General features: G+C 37.2%; 15 protein-coding genes and 1 pseudogene. 7 read left to right on the plus strand and 9 right to left on the minus strand.

Annotation, left to right across the window (positions count from 1 at the left end; translation table 11 throughout):
* A partial coding sequence (locus EA365_14225; protein TVQ42728.1) for a TM0106 family RecB-like putative nuclease occupies positions 1–585 on the plus strand: 585 nt, incomplete at its 5' end.
* A 17-nt stretch (positions 586–602) separates the two neighbouring features.
* Here the strand turns inward: EA365_14225 and EA365_14230 are convergent.
* Together EA365_14230 and EA365_14235 are read right to left on the minus strand one after the other, a co-directional pair.
* Positions 603–1,091, minus strand: a complete 489-nt coding sequence (locus EA365_14230) for a hypothetical protein (protein TVQ42729.1) — start codon at positions 1,089–1,091, stop codon at positions 603–605.
* Positions 1,092–1,209: 118 nt separating this feature from the next.
* The gene (locus EA365_14235; GenBank protein TVQ42730.1) at positions 1,210–2,766 is read right to left on the minus strand and encodes a DUF4070 domain-containing protein; all 1,557 of its coding nucleotides are present in this window, start codon (positions 2,764–2,766) and stop codon (positions 1,210–1,212) included.
* Positions 2,767–2,804: 38 nt separating this feature from the next.
* Here EA365_14235 and EA365_14240 point away from each other — a divergent pair, with 38 nt between their 5' ends.
* Both EA365_14240 and EA365_14245 read left to right on the plus strand, forming a co-directional pair.
* Entirely contained in the window at positions 2,805–3,266 is a 462-nt protein-coding gene (locus EA365_14240) for a VOC family protein (protein ID TVQ42731.1), read from the plus strand.
* Between the two features lie 3 nt (positions 3,267–3,269).
* A pseudogene (locus EA365_14245) lies at positions 3,270–3,601 on the plus strand (hypothetical protein).
* Positions 3,602–3,673: 72 nt separating this feature from the next.
* Here EA365_14245 and fba read toward each other — a convergent pair.
* Together fba and EA365_14255 are read right to left on the minus strand one after the other, a co-directional pair.
* The gene (gene fba, locus EA365_14250) at positions 3,674–4,753 is read right to left on the minus strand and encodes a fructose-bisphosphate aldolase class II (protein ID TVQ42732.1); all 1,080 of its coding nucleotides are present in this window, start codon (positions 4,751–4,753) and stop codon (positions 3,674–3,676) included.
* Between the two features lie 153 nt (positions 4,754–4,906).
* A complete protein-coding gene (locus tag EA365_14255) occupies positions 4,907–6,430 on the minus strand; it encodes a CHAT domain-containing protein (GenBank protein ID TVQ42733.1) in 1,524 nt (507 codons plus the stop codon).
* Between the two features lie 106 nt (positions 6,431–6,536).
* Between EA365_14255 and EA365_14260 the strand changes: the two genes are divergently transcribed.
* Genes EA365_14260 through EA365_14270 form a run of 3 tightly spaced genes read left to right on the plus strand, consistent with a single transcriptional unit; the run spans position 6,537 to position 9,521 of the window.
* Positions 6,537–7,427, plus strand: coding sequence for an alpha/beta fold hydrolase (locus tag EA365_14260; GenBank protein ID TVQ42734.1), 891 nt, complete (start codon positions 6,537–6,539; stop codon positions 7,425–7,427).
* Entirely contained in the window at positions 7,403–8,929 is a 1,527-nt protein-coding gene (locus EA365_14265; GenBank protein ID TVQ42735.1) for an NAD(P)H-hydrate dehydratase, read from the plus strand. Before EA365_14260 ends, EA365_14265 begins: the two co-directional genes overlap by 25 nt.
* Positions 8,922–9,521: a 7-carboxy-7-deazaguanine synthase QueE gene (locus EA365_14270; protein TVQ42736.1), complete on the plus strand. Its 600-nt coding sequence runs from the start codon at positions 8,922–8,924 to the stop codon at positions 9,519–9,521. The genes EA365_14265 and EA365_14270 overlap by 8 nt, the downstream gene beginning before the upstream one ends.
* 320 nt (positions 9,522–9,841) lie before the next feature.
* Here EA365_14270 and EA365_14275 read toward each other — a convergent pair whose 3' ends face one another.
* The 5 genes from EA365_14275 to EA365_14295 all read right to left on the minus strand — a co-directional run bounded on the left by EA365_14275 (position 9,842) and on the right by EA365_14295 (position 15,073).
* Entirely contained in the window at positions 9,842–10,501 is a 660-nt protein-coding gene (locus EA365_14275; protein TVQ42737.1) for a phosphatase PAP2 family protein, read from the minus strand.
* 1 nt (position 10,502) lies between these two features.
* The gene (locus EA365_14280; protein ID TVQ42738.1) at positions 10,503–11,378 is read right to left on the minus strand and encodes a methionine synthase; all 876 of its coding nucleotides are present in this window, start codon (positions 11,376–11,378) and stop codon (positions 10,503–10,505) included.
* A gap of 6 nt (positions 11,379–11,384) precedes the next feature.
* Positions 11,385–12,374 (minus strand): sugar transferase, encoded by a 990-nt coding sequence (locus tag EA365_14285; protein ID TVQ42739.1) that lies wholly within the window; start codon positions 12,372–12,374, stop codon positions 11,385–11,387.
* Between the two features lie 66 nt (positions 12,375–12,440).
* A complete protein-coding gene (gene chlP, locus EA365_14290; protein TVQ42740.1) occupies positions 12,441–13,703 on the minus strand; it encodes a geranylgeranyl reductase in 1,263 nt (420 codons plus the stop codon).
* A 227-nt stretch (positions 13,704–13,930) separates the two neighbouring features.
* On the minus strand, positions 13,931–15,073 hold the full coding sequence (locus tag EA365_14295) for a YjgP/YjgQ family permease (protein TVQ42741.1): 1,143 nt from the start codon (positions 15,071–15,073) through the stop codon (positions 13,931–13,933).
* 148 nt (positions 15,074–15,221) lie between these two features.
* On the opposite strand from EA365_14295, the gene EA365_14300 reads away from it, so the two are divergent.
* Complete coding sequence (locus EA365_14300; GenBank protein TVQ42742.1) at positions 15,222–17,411, plus strand: hypothetical protein; 2,190 nt, start codon at positions 15,222–15,224, stop codon at positions 17,409–17,411.
* The last annotated feature ends 4 nt before the right edge of the window (positions 17,412–17,415 follow it).

Consider the following 17,415-nt stretch of genomic DNA (forward strand, 5'->3'; position numbering starts at 1 on the left):
AAAATCTCTACTTATGTAAGTAATTTGGTTTCTGATACCGTTGAGTTTTATTTTGATATAGAAGCTGAACCAGAACGTGAGTTAGATTATTTATTAGGGGTTTTAGTAGTAGATCGTCGCAGCAACACAGAGAGATTTTATCCTTTTTTAGCTGAGTTTCCTGAACAAGAGGGGGAAATTTGGCAAGAGTTTTTAGATTTGGTCAATCTTCATCCTCACGCGCCAATTTTCCATTACTCTGAATATGAAGTAGAGACGATTAAACGTCTATCTCAACTATATCATACTCCTAGAAAACAACAACAGGCGCTCGTCTCTCGGTTAGTTGATTTACATCGTTATGTGATTAATTCGGTGATTTTTCCTGTAGAAAGTTATTCTCTTAAGTCTTTAGCTAATTGGTTAGGGTTTAAATGGCGTAATCCTACAGCTAGTGGGGAACAATCGGTATATTGGTACGATCAATGGTTAATAACCCGCGATCGCCAATTATTAGAATTAATCGTTAATTATAATGAAGACGATTGTCGCGCTACTCGTCATCTTAAAGATTGGTTAGTAGATCATTTTCCTAGAGTTATTTAACTAAATTATATCTTTGCTTACCAACTCATTACTCTAACTTGATCTCTGTATAAAGTTGTTTCAATCACATCAGGAGAACTCATCTCTACTCCTTCGATTAAGTCTTCTTGAGTTACTCCCGCTTGTTCCATACAACTAGGACAAATAATTACTCTTCCACCTTGACTGATAAAATCCTTTAACATTTCTTGTAAATTTTGACCATTATGACTATTGATTGGTTGGGGTATTTTGGCTGAAGCTAAATTAACCCCTTGGATATTTAAATAGATTACCACTTCATGACCTTTGTTTAAGCTGTTTTGGGCAAAATTAATCGCCATTCCTGCTCGCCAAGGGTCATTACTAGTTAAATTAACAAATAAACTAGGGGTTTCTGTGATAGCTTCTGCTGTTTGTTGGGCTTGTGTAGTTTGTGCCACATTATGGGCTACAGTAGCAGAGGTTGTGACTAACAAAAATCCTAACAGAGATGAACATAAAACTAGATTACTGAATTTGAACATGATTAATCATTGAGACTTTTTTTCAATCTAGTCAGACTTGCTCTAAAAAGTCAAAAGACAATCTGTCAAAATAATTAATTCTTAATTTTTAATTCAGAATAACCCCTAACACCTCATCTTAAAAACTAGCTAGTACAGCATTTTGCTTAGAGTTATAGTCGTTTAATTGTTGTTCAATTTCTCTTTTAACGATTTGACGATATGCTAAGAAATGTTCATTATGGGCACAAATAGTTAAATAATGTTCCCAGACAGCAGGATTATGTCTAATAATGCTAAATAAGTGATGCCAAAATTGCCAACGGGTTTGACGTTTAACACCTTGACGCCAGATTACGATAGCTAAAGCCTTAATATCGATCCAATTGGGTATTTTAAAAGGTGTTTTACATTTAGGGGCCCCTAGCTTCAGAAAACAACGATAGGTGCGATCTAAAAATACCTGTGGCTCATATAATTGCCAAAAAGCAGTAATATACTCTTCGGCGATATCTTCTACGGGACGAGTAGGAATAAAATTAATTAAGGTAGTCTGATTAATATCTTGTTTCACATCATTACGCAGACGACCTTCTTTTTCTAGACGAGTCCACAGAGCAGTATTAGGCAATACCTGTAACATACTAACCATGGCTGTAGGTATAGCAGCTTCTTCCACAAAATTAACAATCCGAGTAGCTGCGTCTTTTTTCTCACCGTCAAAACCAATGATAAAACCCGCCATGGGACGCAATCCTGTCGTAATAATTTTTTCGACACTCTCACTTAGAGAATTACGGTTATTTTGAAATTTTTTGGTCAATTCTAAACTTTCTTGATCAGGTGTCTCAATACCTAAAAACACCGCATCAAAGTTACACTCTACCATTAACTCCATTAATTCTGGATCTTCAGCTAAATCAATAGAAGCCTCTGTGTTAAATTTAAATGGATATCCATGGTTAGCTTGCCAGATTTTTAACTCTTTGAGTAATAACCTGACGTTACGTTTATTACCGATAAAGTTATCATCTACCATAAATACACCCCTTCTCCAACCGAGTTGGTAGAGATAATCTAATTCTTGGAGTAGTTGACTAGGGGTTTTGGTGCGCGGTTTACGACCATAGAGAACGATAATATCGCAAAATTCGCATTGAAAGGGACAACCACGGGAAAATTGTACCGACATAGAGTCATAAGCGTCTAACTCTAATAAGTCATAACGAGGGATAGGGGTTTCGGTAACTGCTGGTTTTTCTGTAGTGCGAAAAATACCACTAGTTTCACCCTTATTTAAAGCTTCTACAAATAGCGGTAAGGTTATTTCTCCTTCGTCTAAAACTAAAAAGTCTGCACCTGCTTCTTGTAGTTCATGGGGAACAGATGTAGCGTATGGTCCACCTACCGCGACTAGTTTCCCTTTTTGTTTAGCTTGCTGAATTTGGGTGATTAAATCTTGTTGTTGCACAATCATTGCTGAGAAGATAACAATGTCAGCCCATTGCCATTCCGCTTCTGTTACACTACGAATATTGCGATCTACTAGTTTAAATTCCCAGTCTTGGGGTAAAATCCCAGCGACGGTGATTAATCCTAAAGGGGGTAACAACACTTGGCGATCGACTAGTTCGAGGATTTTCTCATAAGACCAAAACGTAGGAGGAAATAAAGGGTAAATTAGTAAAGCTTTCATTAAAATGTCTAATTAGTTATTAGCGATGATTATAGCTTATGTTTACAAACTCTAGTATATCTCAACCAATTTTTACTCCTGGTACACTTAAAAAAGTACATCATATCGCTTTTAATGTACGTGATTTACAAGCTTCTCGTTATTTTTATGGTCAAATCTTGGGGTTACAGGAGTTAACGGGATCTGCTGTTCCTTCTACTTTAAAAACTTTAGTTGAACAAGGAAAAGTAAGTAACTTTAAAACTCCTGATGGAACAGTAATTGACCTATTTTATACACCAGATTTAAATCCACCAGATAACGATCCTCGCCAAGAATTTACTCGCGCTAATCATTTAGCTTTTGATATTGCTCCTGAGTTATTTGAGCAAGCTGTAGAATTATTAAAAACTCATCAAATTCCTATTGCTCATGGTCCTGTAACTCGTCCTACAGGGAAAGGTATTTATTTTTATGATCCTGATGGTTTTCTCTTAGAAATTCGTTGTGATCCTCTTTAAAAGATGGAAGAATTAATCAAACTTAAAGAAATTCTCCAAGAAGGTAATATTCCAGAAGCTTTAGATTTAGTTGAAGAATTAACAGAAATGGGTAAGTCTGATAGGGAATTATTTTATTACTTCATTTAATCAAACAAGCAGCAGAAAAACGCTCTACTAAATCTTGGGAAGTCTCTATAGGTAATACTGTCAAACAAATCCCAAAAATTAACCAAAGACCTAAAAATAAGGGACAATATTTAACTAGTACTGAATTGTTAGAAACTTTAGAGGAGGTTTATAAATCAAGTATAATTAATCAAGCAATTGTCTTAATTAGTCATAATCCTTATTAAACTACAATTGTGAGTTAACAAAAAAACTCGCTAGAATAACTCTAGCGAGGAAGTAAAACAGAGGTAGTGATTCTATGCGGTTACTACTTTTTTGCTGGTAGCAGCTAGTTCACCTTTAGCGTATTTAGCTGCATATTCATCAACACCAAGTTGTTTGATTTTGCTAGCATTACCTGCAGTTCCAAACGCTTCATAACGTTCTAGACATACTTTTTGCATATAGGTAATAGAAGGCTTGAGGAAGTGGCGAGGATCAAAGTTAGAAGGATCTTTCGCTGCTGCTTCACGAATAGCTGCTGTAATCGCTAGACGGTTATCGGTATCGATATTAACTTTACGTACTCCACTCTTGATACCTTTTTGGATTTCTTCGATAGGGACTCCATAAGTTTCAGGAATACTACCACCGTACTTGTTAATTAAGTCGATTAAGTCTTGAGGTACAGAAGAAGAACCGTGCATTACTAAGTGAGTATTAGGAAGACGACGGTGGATTTCTTCGATACGGCTAATAGCGAGAATTTCTCCTGTAGGTTTACGGCTAAATTTATAAGCACCATGACTTGTACCGATCGCTACTGCTAGAGCATCTACTTGAGTTGCTTCTACGAATTGAACAGCCTCATCAGGATCGGTGAGAAGTTGTTCTCTGGTTAAAACTCCTTCTGCACCGTGTCCATCTTCTTTGTCACCTTTCATGGTTTCAAGAGAGCCTAGACAACCTAATTCACCTTCTACACTGACACCGATGGAGTGAGCTACTTTTACTACTTCTGCGGTTACAGCTACGTTGTACTCAAAGCTAGCGGGGGTTTTGGCATCTGCTTCTAATGAACCATCCATCATAACGCTGGTAAAGCCGTTACGAATTGCCGAATAGCAAGTAGCAGGGCTATTACCGTGGTCTTGGTGCATAGCGATGGGAATATGGGGATAAGTTTCTACCGCTGCTAAAATTAAGTGACGGAGGAAATTTTCACCTGCATAACTACGAGCACCACGAGAAGCCTGTAAGATTACGGGACTATCAGACTCTGCAGCTGCTCGCATGATTGATTGGATTTGCTCCATGTTGTTAACATTATAAGCAGGTATCCCGTAGTCGTTTTCTGCTGCGTGATCTAAAAGTAACCGCATTGGTACTAGCGCCATATGTTTCCTCCTAAAATTATTCTTATCTTTTGTCTTTTACTTGTGCAGAAATTTAATTCTCTTACTTGTTAATCTTAAGGTAATTTTTACATTTTGACTAAATTGTTTTTGCGAGTTTATTTGGTTTTTATCTATCATATAAATAGCTTTTTGTCAATATATGTTGGGATTTTCTAATCTAAATTCTAAAATTTGACCATTAATCGCTCCAAAACGGATTTTTGTGCCATGTTGTAGGGGTATATCTTGATGGTGAAATAATTCCCATTCACCAGAAATGTTGACATAAGTTCCGTAACGAGAAATATCTTTAAGAACATAGTGAGAACCATCGTCATTCTCTCGATGTATGATTAAGGCGTGTTCTGAACTAATCCAGGGTTCTGTAATCACTACATCATTAGTCTCACCACTTCTACCGACGGGATGACGTCCAATCCTAATTAGACCTTGAATTTTCCAGGTAGTCCTTTCTCCCTCTAATAAACATAAATAAGCCAATGGTGCAGATGGTAAAATAGTCGTCTCTACGGGGGGTTTGAGTATCACTCCATCAAATTGAGGGTGCAGATAGAGGATAGGAAGAGTCCAAGTGGGTTGATTAAATTTATAGATAGTCAGTAATTGCTGTCTGGCTATTCTGACTCCCTCATCAATCGTCTTTCCTATGGCGATCGCCCCACTAAAAGCCTCAATAAAAGTTAAAGCCTCCTCATTAGTGATAGTATCTCGCATACCTAATACCGCTGGTATGCCATAATGTAATAAAACTTCTGCTAGACTACTGCGCTCAATCATCACCCCTTCTTCTTGATCAGGTTGAGCACTCCAACAAGCGTTAAACACAGTTAAGGTAACCTGGTTACGTACCAAAACTTGAGCTAATTCAATACCATTAATCGTAGTGTCACTTCTGAGGTATAACAAGCCTCCCTCGGGAGTTTTTTCTCCATGACCACCATAGAAAAATAGATTATAATCGCCATTATCTAAAGTTCTGATTAATTTTTTTGTACTTGGTTGTAGTAATATATCTATTTCAGCGGTTGAAGATGCTGCTTGAAAAATGTTTTTGAGGATTTCTGCTTCGTCTTCCTGAAGAGAAAAAGTTTCTTTTTCACCCAAAACTAACAAAATTTTCAGTTTTTCGGGTATTTTATCCTTTAATCTTAAGATACCCACATCACTACTAATCCTACTAAACAAAATCTGCTGATTTACCGATATAGCAGGTCTAGATGTACTAGGTAGCATAATCTCCCAGGGGATAGGAATCAAATCGGGATCGCGAATATCTAGACGAATCCGTAAACTAGCTTGTAACCCTAAAGCAAAAGATTGATTTTGTTCTAAACTACGTCGAATATCCCCACTCCACAACCATTCCCAGAGATTTACTCCGAATTGCTGCATCAATCTAGTGCTATAAGGAGTTTTATGATTCGGTAAAAGGTTTAACTCCTCAAAAGGAGTATTTTCCACGCCGGTAATATTATACCGTTGTCCTGGTGAAAACATTTCTTGCCAAGCTAACCAAATGGTAGTCAATTCTGGAGACCAGGCTAAATGATGATGGGTAAAACCTTCTGGTAGAGGTGAATCAATTACCCAAACAGCAAAAATGACATTATCTGAGCTATTGAGTCGAGAAATAACTATAGTAAGATTGGGGTTCATAAAGATTTAGCTAAAATTGCTCTAGATAATCTTAATATATATCAACTCTTTATGTATTTTGTTAAGTTGTGTAAACTAAAAATAAGCAATTATTTAATGACTAAAGATGACAACTGAACTAATTGGGTCTGACAACATCGTAAAATCAACCTGGCAATGGGGAGAGCACCAAATAACCTATACTGAACAAGGAGTAGGAAAACCAGTAGTCTTGATTCATGGTTTTGGTGCTTGTTTAGGTCATTGGCGCAAAAATATCCCTATCTTAGCGGCTAAAGGTTATCGAGTTTTTGCCTTAGACTTACTAGGATTTGGGGATTCGGATAAACCAATACTAGACTATGACTTAGAATTATGGCAAAGACAAATTAGAGAGTTTCAACAAGCCAAAATTCAAGAACCAACGATTTTTATCGGTAATTCCATCGGAGGGTTACTAACCCTGATGTTGTTAGCGAACAATCCCGAGATTAGTAAAGCAGGAGTAATTATAAACGCAGCAGGAGGTTTAAACCATCGTCCCGAAGAATTAAATTTTCCCCTAGGATTGATTATGACTGCTTTTACTAAATTAGTTAGTTCTCCTGTGACGGGTAAATTTATCTTTGATCGAGTTCGACAAAAAAACCGCATCAAAAGTACCCTCTATCAGGTATATAAAGATAAACAAGCGGTGACAGAAGAATTAGTGGAGATGCTATATCAACCCTCCTGTGATCCTAACGCTCAAAAGGTATTCGCTTCAGTATTAACCGCACCTCCTGGACCTCCACCAAGTACCTTATTACCACAAGTAACTCAACCATTATTAGTCTTATGGGGAGAAGCAGATCCCTGGACACCGATTCAAGGTGCTAAAATCTATCAACAAAGAGTGACACAAGGGTTAAACACAGAATTTAAAACCATCCCACAAGCCGGTCATTGTCCTCACGATGAAAAACCAGAAATAGTTAACGACTTGATTTTAGCATGGTTAGAAAAGACCAAATTATAGTCACAGCTGCCCAAATGCAGCAAATTGAGGCGGAAATCTTCGCTAAGGGTATGCCTATACCTGCTTTAATGGAAAAGGCTGCCCTATTAGTGGCTAATCAGGTACAGCAACTCTATCCTGTCAGTGAATATCAACAGGTGGGAGTATTAGTTGGTCCTGGTCATAATGGAGGAGATGGGTTAGTGGTAGCTCGTGAGTTACACTTAGCAGGTTACCAAGTTAAACTCTATTCTCCTTTCAATCAGGCTAAAGATTTAACCCGTCAACATTGGCAATACGCCCAAGAGTTATTAAATATACCAGTTGTTGCAGAACTTGAGGATTTACAAAACACAGATTTATTAATTGACGCTTGGTTTGGTTTTGGTTTAACCCGTACTCTCGGTGGTGAGTTAGTTAAACAAGTTAACTTGATTAATCAATGGAGTCAACCAGTAGTTAGTATTGACCTTCCCTCTGGTATCCATACCGATTCAGGAGAGGTATTGGGTACAGCTATTAAAGCTAGTCAAACTTTTTGTTTGGGTTTATGGAAACAAGCTTTTTTTCAAGACCAAGCTTTACCCTATCTCGGTCAAACTACTCTGATTGATTTTGGTATCCCTCCCCAACTGATTAATCAAGTCTTGGGAGATACCCCTAAAGTCCAACAGTTAGATAAAACTACTGCTAAAGAGTATCTCTCTCAACCCCGTCATCTGTTAACTCATAAGTATCAACAGGGACATTTATTATTGATTTGTGGTTCTCAAAGTTATGTTGGTGCTGCTATACTCAGCGGTTTAGGGGCAAGAGCTACAGGTGTAGGGATGTTGTCTATTGCCGTGCCTGAGTCTATTAAACCCATAGTCTTAAACCATCTTCCCGAAGCTTTAGTAATTGGTTGTCCAGAAACCCACTCAGGGGCGATCGCTTCTCTACCCGTTGACTTAGCTAAGTATCAGGCGATCGCCTGTGGACCTGGTTTAACCGTTGCTGTATCTTCTTTAGTAAAATCCTTACTATACGAGGTAAATTCTCCCCTCATCCTCGATGCTGATGCTCTCAATATTATTGCCCAAGACAAGTTAATTAATACTCTGTCTCAACGTCAATTCCCTACTATTATCACACCCCATTTAGGTGAATTTAGACGTCTTTTCCCTGAGATTAGCAATCCTGAGAGTGATAGAATTAGTGCAGTTAGACAAGCAGCTCACCTAAGTAACTGTATAGTATTATTAAAAGGTGCAAGAACAGCGATCGCCTCTCCCCATCAAGAAGTTTATCTAGTTGGTGAAAGTTCCCCCGCATTAGCTAGGGGTGGTAGTGGAGACGTTTTAACGGGTTTATTAGGTGGATTAATAGCTCAAAACCCCACAGCAAAACCACTAGAAGAACTTGTAGCTATAGGTGCTTGTTGGCATAGTCAGGGAGCTATTCTCGCGGCTACTGCTAAAACTGAATTAGGGGTTGATCCTGTAACTTTATCTAAGTATCTCTATCGTTTGATCAATGATTAATAGTTATCCCATTGTCGAAACATTTCACTCTCTCCAAGGTGAGGGTTATTGGAGTGGTGTCAACGCTTTTTTTATTCGTTTAGCAGGATGTGATGTACATTGTCCTTGGTGCGATCAAAAAGAGTCCTGGAGTCAACACAATCACCCCCATTTATCCTGTCAACTCCTAACCCAACAAGTAGCCGAAACTAAGCCGAAAATTGTGATTATCACTGGTGGTGAACCACTGATGCACAATCTCGAACCTTTAACCACCGAATTAGCTAGGATAGGAATACCCATTCATTTAGAAACTTCTGGTGCTTATCCTTTAACTGGTAACTTTGATTGGATAACCTTCTCTCCTAAACCTTATAAACTTCCCCATCAGAGTATTTATCCGGAGGTTAAAGAACTTAAAGTAGTAATTGCTACCCCAGAAGACTTAGAATGGGCTCAATTACAATCCGAAAAAGTCCCCCCCACCGCTATTAAATATCTTCAACCCGAATGGCAAAGTAAAAAAAGCTTTAAAATCGTTTATAACTACGTCCTCAAAAACCCTCAATGGCGAGTTAGTTTACAAACCCACAAGTATATTGGGGTGAGATGATCAGGATATAGAAGTACTTCGCGGTGTTGGACATTTTCAAGTTATGAAACCGAGTACTAATCTACTTTTGCATGAATGTATGAACGCAAAATGGCCTTGCACCTAGTGCTATATATCCGATTTATACTAAATCCGGTTTTCACTCACCCCTTTTTAAAATTTAGCAAAAATGGCTTGAAAACCTCTTGCCTTACCTCACAAATAAGTATGTTTTCAGAACAGGATCTGGTATTATCTTAGCATTAAGAGCGGAGAGTGCGATCGCAGTAACTCGTATCAAAAGCTACACTTTCTTCCCAGTCTCGGAGTTCTCGAGTTCCCTATTCCCTAGCGCTACGCGCTATATACTTTGGATCAGATATCTTTAAAAAGATAAGTGAGATAGTAAATAAGATATAACCTAGACAATAACCAGCTAGAATATCTGTTACCCAGTGCACCCGAAGATAAACAGAAGATATTCCCATCATCAATAAGAGAAATGTTGTGAAAAGATAGAGATAAATTCGTAACTTAGGAAATTGGACAGAGATGATATAAGCTAACAGAAAATATAATAAAATATTGCCCGTAGCGTGACCACTAGGAAAACTTCTACCATCTACATCAACTAATCTTCCTAAAGGGCGACGACGAAAAAAAAACGGTTTGATGATTAAATCTATTAACAATAAAACCCCTAAAGAAGATATCGCTACGACTTTAGCTTCTAACCATTTACGTTTCCAGGCGCAAATAATTAAAGTTACTAAAACCACTGTTCCCGATACTTCAGCATTACCAAGAAAATAAAAAAATCTAGCTAAATAAATAAAGTTTTTGGGTAAAACTTCTGGTAGTTCATCGATAAATTTATTATCAAATTCATCTAAACCTTGATTTAAAACTTGTGCACCTAACCAGATAAAACAAATGAAGCAAAATAAGGAAAGATAGAGACTTTTTTTTAAATCTGAATCAAATATTTTTTGAATTTTCATGTTATTTTAAACTTAAATATTTAGTAATATTCCACCATTGTTTAGGAAAACTTTCACCGAGATAACGATAATGTTTCCAGATATGCCAATAAGGACAACCTGGTTTAATTGCTATACCCGCCCAATGTAAATATCTCAGTCTTTTCTCTTGGTCATAAAGTATATAGTCTTTATTAACAAAATGGGTAGAACCAGCCCAGCTTCCTGGTTCTTTTGGGTTATTTTTAGTTAAATTAATTTTCTTTTTAGTACTTTTTAAAATAACATAATTGAGAATAGGTTGGTCTGTAGTTTTACTAGAAAAATCAAAATATTCGGGATGTTGTGCACATTCTTCTAGTAATTGATACAGTTCATCTTCGCTAAATAATCCTTGTTGAGAAGCCCAAAAACCACTATTAAAAACATCCCTTAATTCTGTTGAATTAAAAATGTTTTGTTCTTCTACTAAAGGAGAGAAAATATCTTGCAATCTTTTACTTTTATGATGATAGTCACAACAGAGGAAGTTGTATTCTGTTAAATAATCTAATATTGTCGATAAAGGCTGAAAGACAACAATATCTGTATCTATATAAATAAATTCTTCTAAAGGTCCAAACCATTGCACAAATTTGCGCATTTTATTGGGTAAGTTAAGAAAATCTGCTGGGAAAATTGTAGCGACTTGAGTAGTAAATGTCTCAATTAATTGTAAATCAGGGAAAAGTTCTACTCGGTGTTTAGTTTGTAAAGTCTTGGCTACTTGTTGATATTCTTGATTAAAGGGAATTAAAATAATCGGCAAATCAGGATCATAGAGACGAATACTATTAACTAGAGTAATAGCTTGTTCAACAACGCGATCGTTAGCAACTATATAAATACCTCTAGTCATATTTAATTATAATCCAATTTTTCTAGAGATTCTTTGCCATAAATTGGGGGGTTGATTATAGGGTTTTGCTTTTCCCTGGAATTTAGGTTTATTTTCTGGTTCATAAAGATAACGATAGCTTAAAAAGATCTCCCGATAAGGAAAATCGAGATTTTCACCTCGACAAACCCTAGTAAATAATTGGGAAGGTACGCCAATATAGTGTAAATAAGTTAAGGGATGACCGTGATCATAGAGTAACATATCTTTTTGGACAAAATGAGAAGAAGTCACAGAATTACCGGTTTTTACTTGGGTGGGTAGATTAAGAGCGAGATTATAAATAGAGTAATTGGACTTCATCATTAAATAATTAAGTATAGTCTGATCTGGTGCCATGGGGTAGAGAATTTCTATATCTCCTGCTTGTAATTGGTTAAATAGCCATTCTCGTTGGGATGGAGGGAATAAATTTCCTTTAGAAGCGTAAAAACCAGAACAAAAAATCTCTTTTTTAAGACGATTGCTAGCAAAGATAGAAGTTAAACGAGGAGAATCTACCTGATAAACGTGAGAAGGATCTTTATATTGGAAATCGTAAACTATACAATTATGTTGCTCAAGAAGGGCAAAAATGCTATCAACGGGAGAGAGAAGTAGGGTATCTGCATCCATGTAGAGAAAAGACGAGAAAGGACCATCAAAAGCGTAATAGCGGTGATGAGTGCCCAAGCGATGGTATCCTGTGCTACCTGCTTGTAACCAGCGTTGACGAGCATTAGGGTGAATATCCCAGATAGCTTTAATATAATTATCCCATTCTGCCATGACTAGGGCATCACTATATAGCTGTACTTGGGGACGTTTAGCTATGACAGTACTAATTGCTGTAATCTGATCATCGTAGGGATAGACGCAAATAGGGAAATCTTTGCCCATGGTTGCTTCAATACTGTTAAGTAAGGCGATGAGTTGATCATAGACGCGATCGTTAGCCAGAGTGCAAATTCCTTTCATTTTTTCCCAATAATAGCCCCCACTAAGATTAGCTTAGCGGGGGTAAAAATAGCTAAGATGATGAGATTAAGGAGCTAAAGCATGACCACGTAAGAGAGAGCCAATGGTTTTAGCGGTAATTTTCATCTGAGTTAGAGGGTTAGCCGGAACTACAGTTTTATAGAGATAGCTATCAAAAGTGAGTTTTTGAACATCTTTATCTGAGCACATTTCTACAAAAGCTTCGCGAGTAGCGTCAGTGCGATAGAACACTCTTTGGAGGAGATCTAAAACTAGGTAGGTCATACCATATCTTTTATCCCAACGTTTGAGATAAAGTTTGAGATCATCTTCGGTAGGAAGACGTTGACCATTTTGAGTGGTTTCTACGATAGTTTCAGCACACATACGAGCAGATTTAGCGGCGAAGTAGATACCTTCTCCAGAGGATTTGGTAACTGTTCCTGCTGCGTCTCCAACCAGAGCTACACGTCCTACTACACGACGAGGACGGGGATGCTCAGGGATGGGATGGGCTTCTACTTTGATAATTTGACCACCCACTAGTTTATGGGCTGCACGAGCGCGAATCCCGGCTTGTAAGTCTTTGATCATACTTTTATTGACTTTCATTGTACCTGTTCCCACAGCGACGTGGTCGTATTTGGGGAAAATCCAGGCGTAGAAGTCAGGAGAAACGTCTGTTCCTACGTACATTTCGGCTAAGTCTTCATAGTAAGCCATCATGTTTTCAGGAAGACGGATTCTTTCTTGGAAGGCGATCGCGTAGTTGTAGTCTCCGGCGTCGATCGCTTTTGCCACTCTGGAGTTAGCACCATCTGCACCGATAATTACATCAGCTTTGAGGGTTTTCATGATCCCTTGGGCTTCCCCAAAGGAGTGATCAGCATAGTGGATTGTATAGGGGTCTGTGTTGTTACTTGGTATATCGATTTGATACACTGTACCGTTGATTAGATTTGCTCCCAAAGAAGCGGCGCGATTTCTTAAGAAACCATCTAAGACTTCACGGCGACACATCCCAATATATTCGTCATCATTGATGAGATTGATGTCCACCTCTACGTTAGAAGGTGAGATCATCTTCATTTTTCTGACTTTGCGATCCACGATTTCTGGTGGTAAATCGAATTCACTCACCATACATAGAGGAATAGCTCCTCCGCAGGGTTTCGCGTTGTCTAGTTTTCTCTCAAATAAATAAGTTTCTATGCCTGCTTTTACTAAAGTTTCTGCGGCGGATGAACCCGCAGGACCTGAGCCAATAACAGCAACCCTAATTGCCAAGGTATTTCTCCTCTTGATAATTGACGCTACGGATCGAATCATAACACGGACTTCTACTAGAGCATGAATGTTAGGGCAATAATTTGCAACAGAGCTTAATATTTTCTTCATAAATCTTTACATTTGCTGAAATAGCAAGGGGCGATCGCTCCTGATCTGCCCAGATCTTGCACCAGCATATAACGCTACTTGACCCAGACATTGTCTCACCTCCGCCGGAATTTAATTGTCAAAAACCTACCCGGGCGGTGGAGGATACAAGTTGTTGTTTAATTACTTTTGATAAGGATAAATATACCGATAATTAAACCTAAAATATTAGGCAACCAACCAGCAATAAAAGGTGAAACAACGCCAACCAAGCCTAATGCTCCAATTAAAAAACCCAACAAATAGTATAAAAAAACAATGAGAACAGTAATCCCTAAACTTGTGCCTCTAGCCAAATGTTGAGGACGAATACCTAAAGCTGAACCAATTAAACCAAATACTAAACAAATAAAAGGAAAAGCCATTTTTTGTTGAGTACGAACTTGAAACATTAAAATTCTTTTTTCGTCTCCACTATGAGCAATAATTCTTAAATAATCTAGAGACTGAGCTATATTCATTTGAAAAGGATCACGACTTTTTTGAACTAATTCTAGAGGTGCTGAAGATAAAGACATTTTATAATTATCAAAATTCACAAAATTATTAGTCACATAATCATAATTTAATTGATAAATACCACCATCAATAAATATCCATATCTTTTCTTGTTCATTCCAAAAAGCTTGCTGAGCATAAATTATTTGGTTTAATTGTTGTTGATGCCAAATTAAAATAGTCACATCCTGCATAAATTCCCCATCAAATGCTTGAGCATAGAATAAACTTGTTATGCTTTGTTTTTGATTAATATCTTCATATTGAGGGTAAAAAATATCTTGTTCTTGAGTAAATTTTTTTTCTTCAGGTATAAAAGTTTCGATAATTTGTGCAGCTTGATAATTAGCTGAAGGTACTACTAACTCATTAAAAATCAGAGTCACCAAAGCAATGATGAGACTAAAAATGATAGCTGGCGCTACAAGACGATAAATACTAATCCCACAACTACGCCAAGCGATCAACTCGCTGTCACTACTAAAACGTCCATAACTAACCAAAGTAGCTAGTAACAGAGAAATGGGTAAAGCATAAGCGACAAACTCAGGAATTTTCCAAAGTAAGACTTGAAAAGCTAGATGTAATGGTAAATCAAATTCAACAACTTTATGACTTAAATCTGATAGAGTTCCAATTGCTACACCCAAAGATGCTAATATACCTAGACCAAATAGGAAAATTAAGCTTATTTCAGTAACAATGTAGCGATCTAACAGGGAATAACCCTTTAAAACTCGGTATTTTCTCACTTTAAAGGCAATATTGCTATGTGCGAATCTAGTCTGACATAATCAACCCAAACAGAGCAACTAAATTTGTTAATATGGCACTTAAAGCAAATCAAGGCATTAAAAGTCTTAAACTGTTGTGATAGGATCGGATAACTTTAAGAGATTATAGATAAAACTTATGAACGTAGAACTAGCCCAAATCCCCGATGAAGAAATAAAACAGTCCATTTCTCGGAAGACTCAAGTAGATAACTCTGTCAAATTAGTCTTTAACATTTTTAAGCGTAATTGGCCTATCGTATTATTATTGATGCTGATAGGCGGGTCAATCGGCTGGTTTTCCAGAAGAGAATCTCCCTATGTGGGAAAATTTAATATTCTAGTAGAGCCAGCTAGCAACGATCGCTTCAGCGATCCTACTGCTCTGATTACTGGTGGACGAAATCCAGGAGATAGGGTTGACTATCCAACCCAGTTAGAAATTTTAAGAAGTCCTGTAATGCTTAATGCTATAGCAGAGAGATTAACCGCTGAATTTCCTGGTAGTTCCCCTGATGCTATCACTACCAATTTGAGAAGAAACCTAAGCGCACAAAGACTTCAAGCCGGAGTAAGTCGTTTTGACCAGACTAAGATTATTTCGGTTCGTTATGCAGGTCGCAATCCTCGGGAAGTGTTGCGGGTTCTTGAGGCTACAGCAGAAACCTTTCTTGAATATAGTTTAGCGGAAAGACAGAATACTATTCAAGCAGGTGTATCTTTTATTGATAATCAAGTTCCCGACATTCAGGGAAAAATTTCGGAAATTCAAACTCAGCAACAAGATATTCAAAAGCAACACCAATTGATTAGTCCTGAGCAAAAAGGTCAAGAATTATTCTTGCGCAATAATCAATTACAAGCCCAAATGCGAGAGGTTGAAGGCAGTATCAAAGAATTAACAGGAATTTTAAATAATCTCAGTAATCAAGTTGGTTTAACCGTTGACGAAGTGATGTTATTCATGCAGCTGCGCAAAGATAATGAATTCCAAACGGATTTGCAAACTTTGCAAGAATTACAACTACAACTTAGAGAGTTAGATAATGCTATTACAGCTCAATCAGCTCGTTTTAGCGAAGGTAGTCCAATGTTAACCACTTTACAAGAAAGACGTTCTTTTGTATTCAATCTCGTTGAACAGAGAAAAGAAGATATGCTCATCAAGTATAATCTCGGTATTACTAGTGACTCTAATATCTTGTCTTTACAAAATGAAACTACAGATAGTTTAATGGCACAAATGCTAAATACCCAAACTCAAATCGAGGTACTAGAGTCACGCTATCAATCTTTATCAGCAACTCAGCAACAAGTTGAACAACAACTCCTAGGAATTACTCAAGTAATTAAAGATTATAGTGAGTTACAAAGGCAACTTGTGTTGACCACTAATACTCTCAATCAACTAACCTTAGAAAGAGAAAGATTAAACGTTGCAGGAGCACAACAAGAACAACCTTGGGAACTCATCTCACCTCCTGAAATTATTTCTCACAATATAGATGGTTCACCGCTAGAATCTCAAATATCAGAAAAAAGAGTAATGGCAGGTGTAGTTGGTGGTTTATTACTAGGGATGTTGTTGGCTACCGTTCTAGAAAAAATGAAAAATACCTATAACAAAGAGGCAGATTTACTGTTAAATTATAATTTGCCGATTTTAGGAAAAATTCCCTTACCAATTCTCAATAGTCAAGAAACAACAGAAGAGACAGAAATAAGTGATTTACTCAATGATCCTCAAGCTATAGAAGCTACTAAAGCTTTATACACAGAAATCTATTTTAAATCTAAAGAAAAATCACTTAATTCTTTAGCAATGTGTGCAGTAGAGCCAGGAGATGGTCAAGCTTTTGTTACCGCTAGTTTAGCTAAAATGGCTGCAGAAGCAGGACAAAAAGTTTTAGTAGTAGATACTAATTTTGCTCAACCTGCTATTCACAAATATTTCTCTATCAATAATGAAAAAGGTTTAGCAGAATTGCTCACTTATTCCCTTAAAGCTGATTCTCTGATTCAACAAACAGAATTAAATCCCAATTTATCAATTTTACCCACTGGTACTACGGGAGAAGGAATTAATATTAATTTATCCTCTAATCAGTTTAAGGAATTAATGAATTCACTAGCTAGACAATATGATTTAGTTATTTACAACACCCCAATGTTTTTGGAATCTTCTGATATTAGTTGTTTAACCAGCAATACTGATGGTATATTAATGGTTGTAAGGCTCAAGAGCACTTCTCAATCTATAGTCAGACAAGCTTTCACAAAAATAAATTCTTTCAACTTACCTATTTTAGGGTTTGTCGCTACTTATTGATAGG

It is taken from the genome of Gloeocapsa sp. DLM2.Bin57 (assembly GCA_007693955.1).
Taxonomy (GTDB): Bacteria; Cyanobacteriota; Cyanobacteriia; order Cyanobacteriales; family Gloeocapsaceae; genus Gloeocapsa.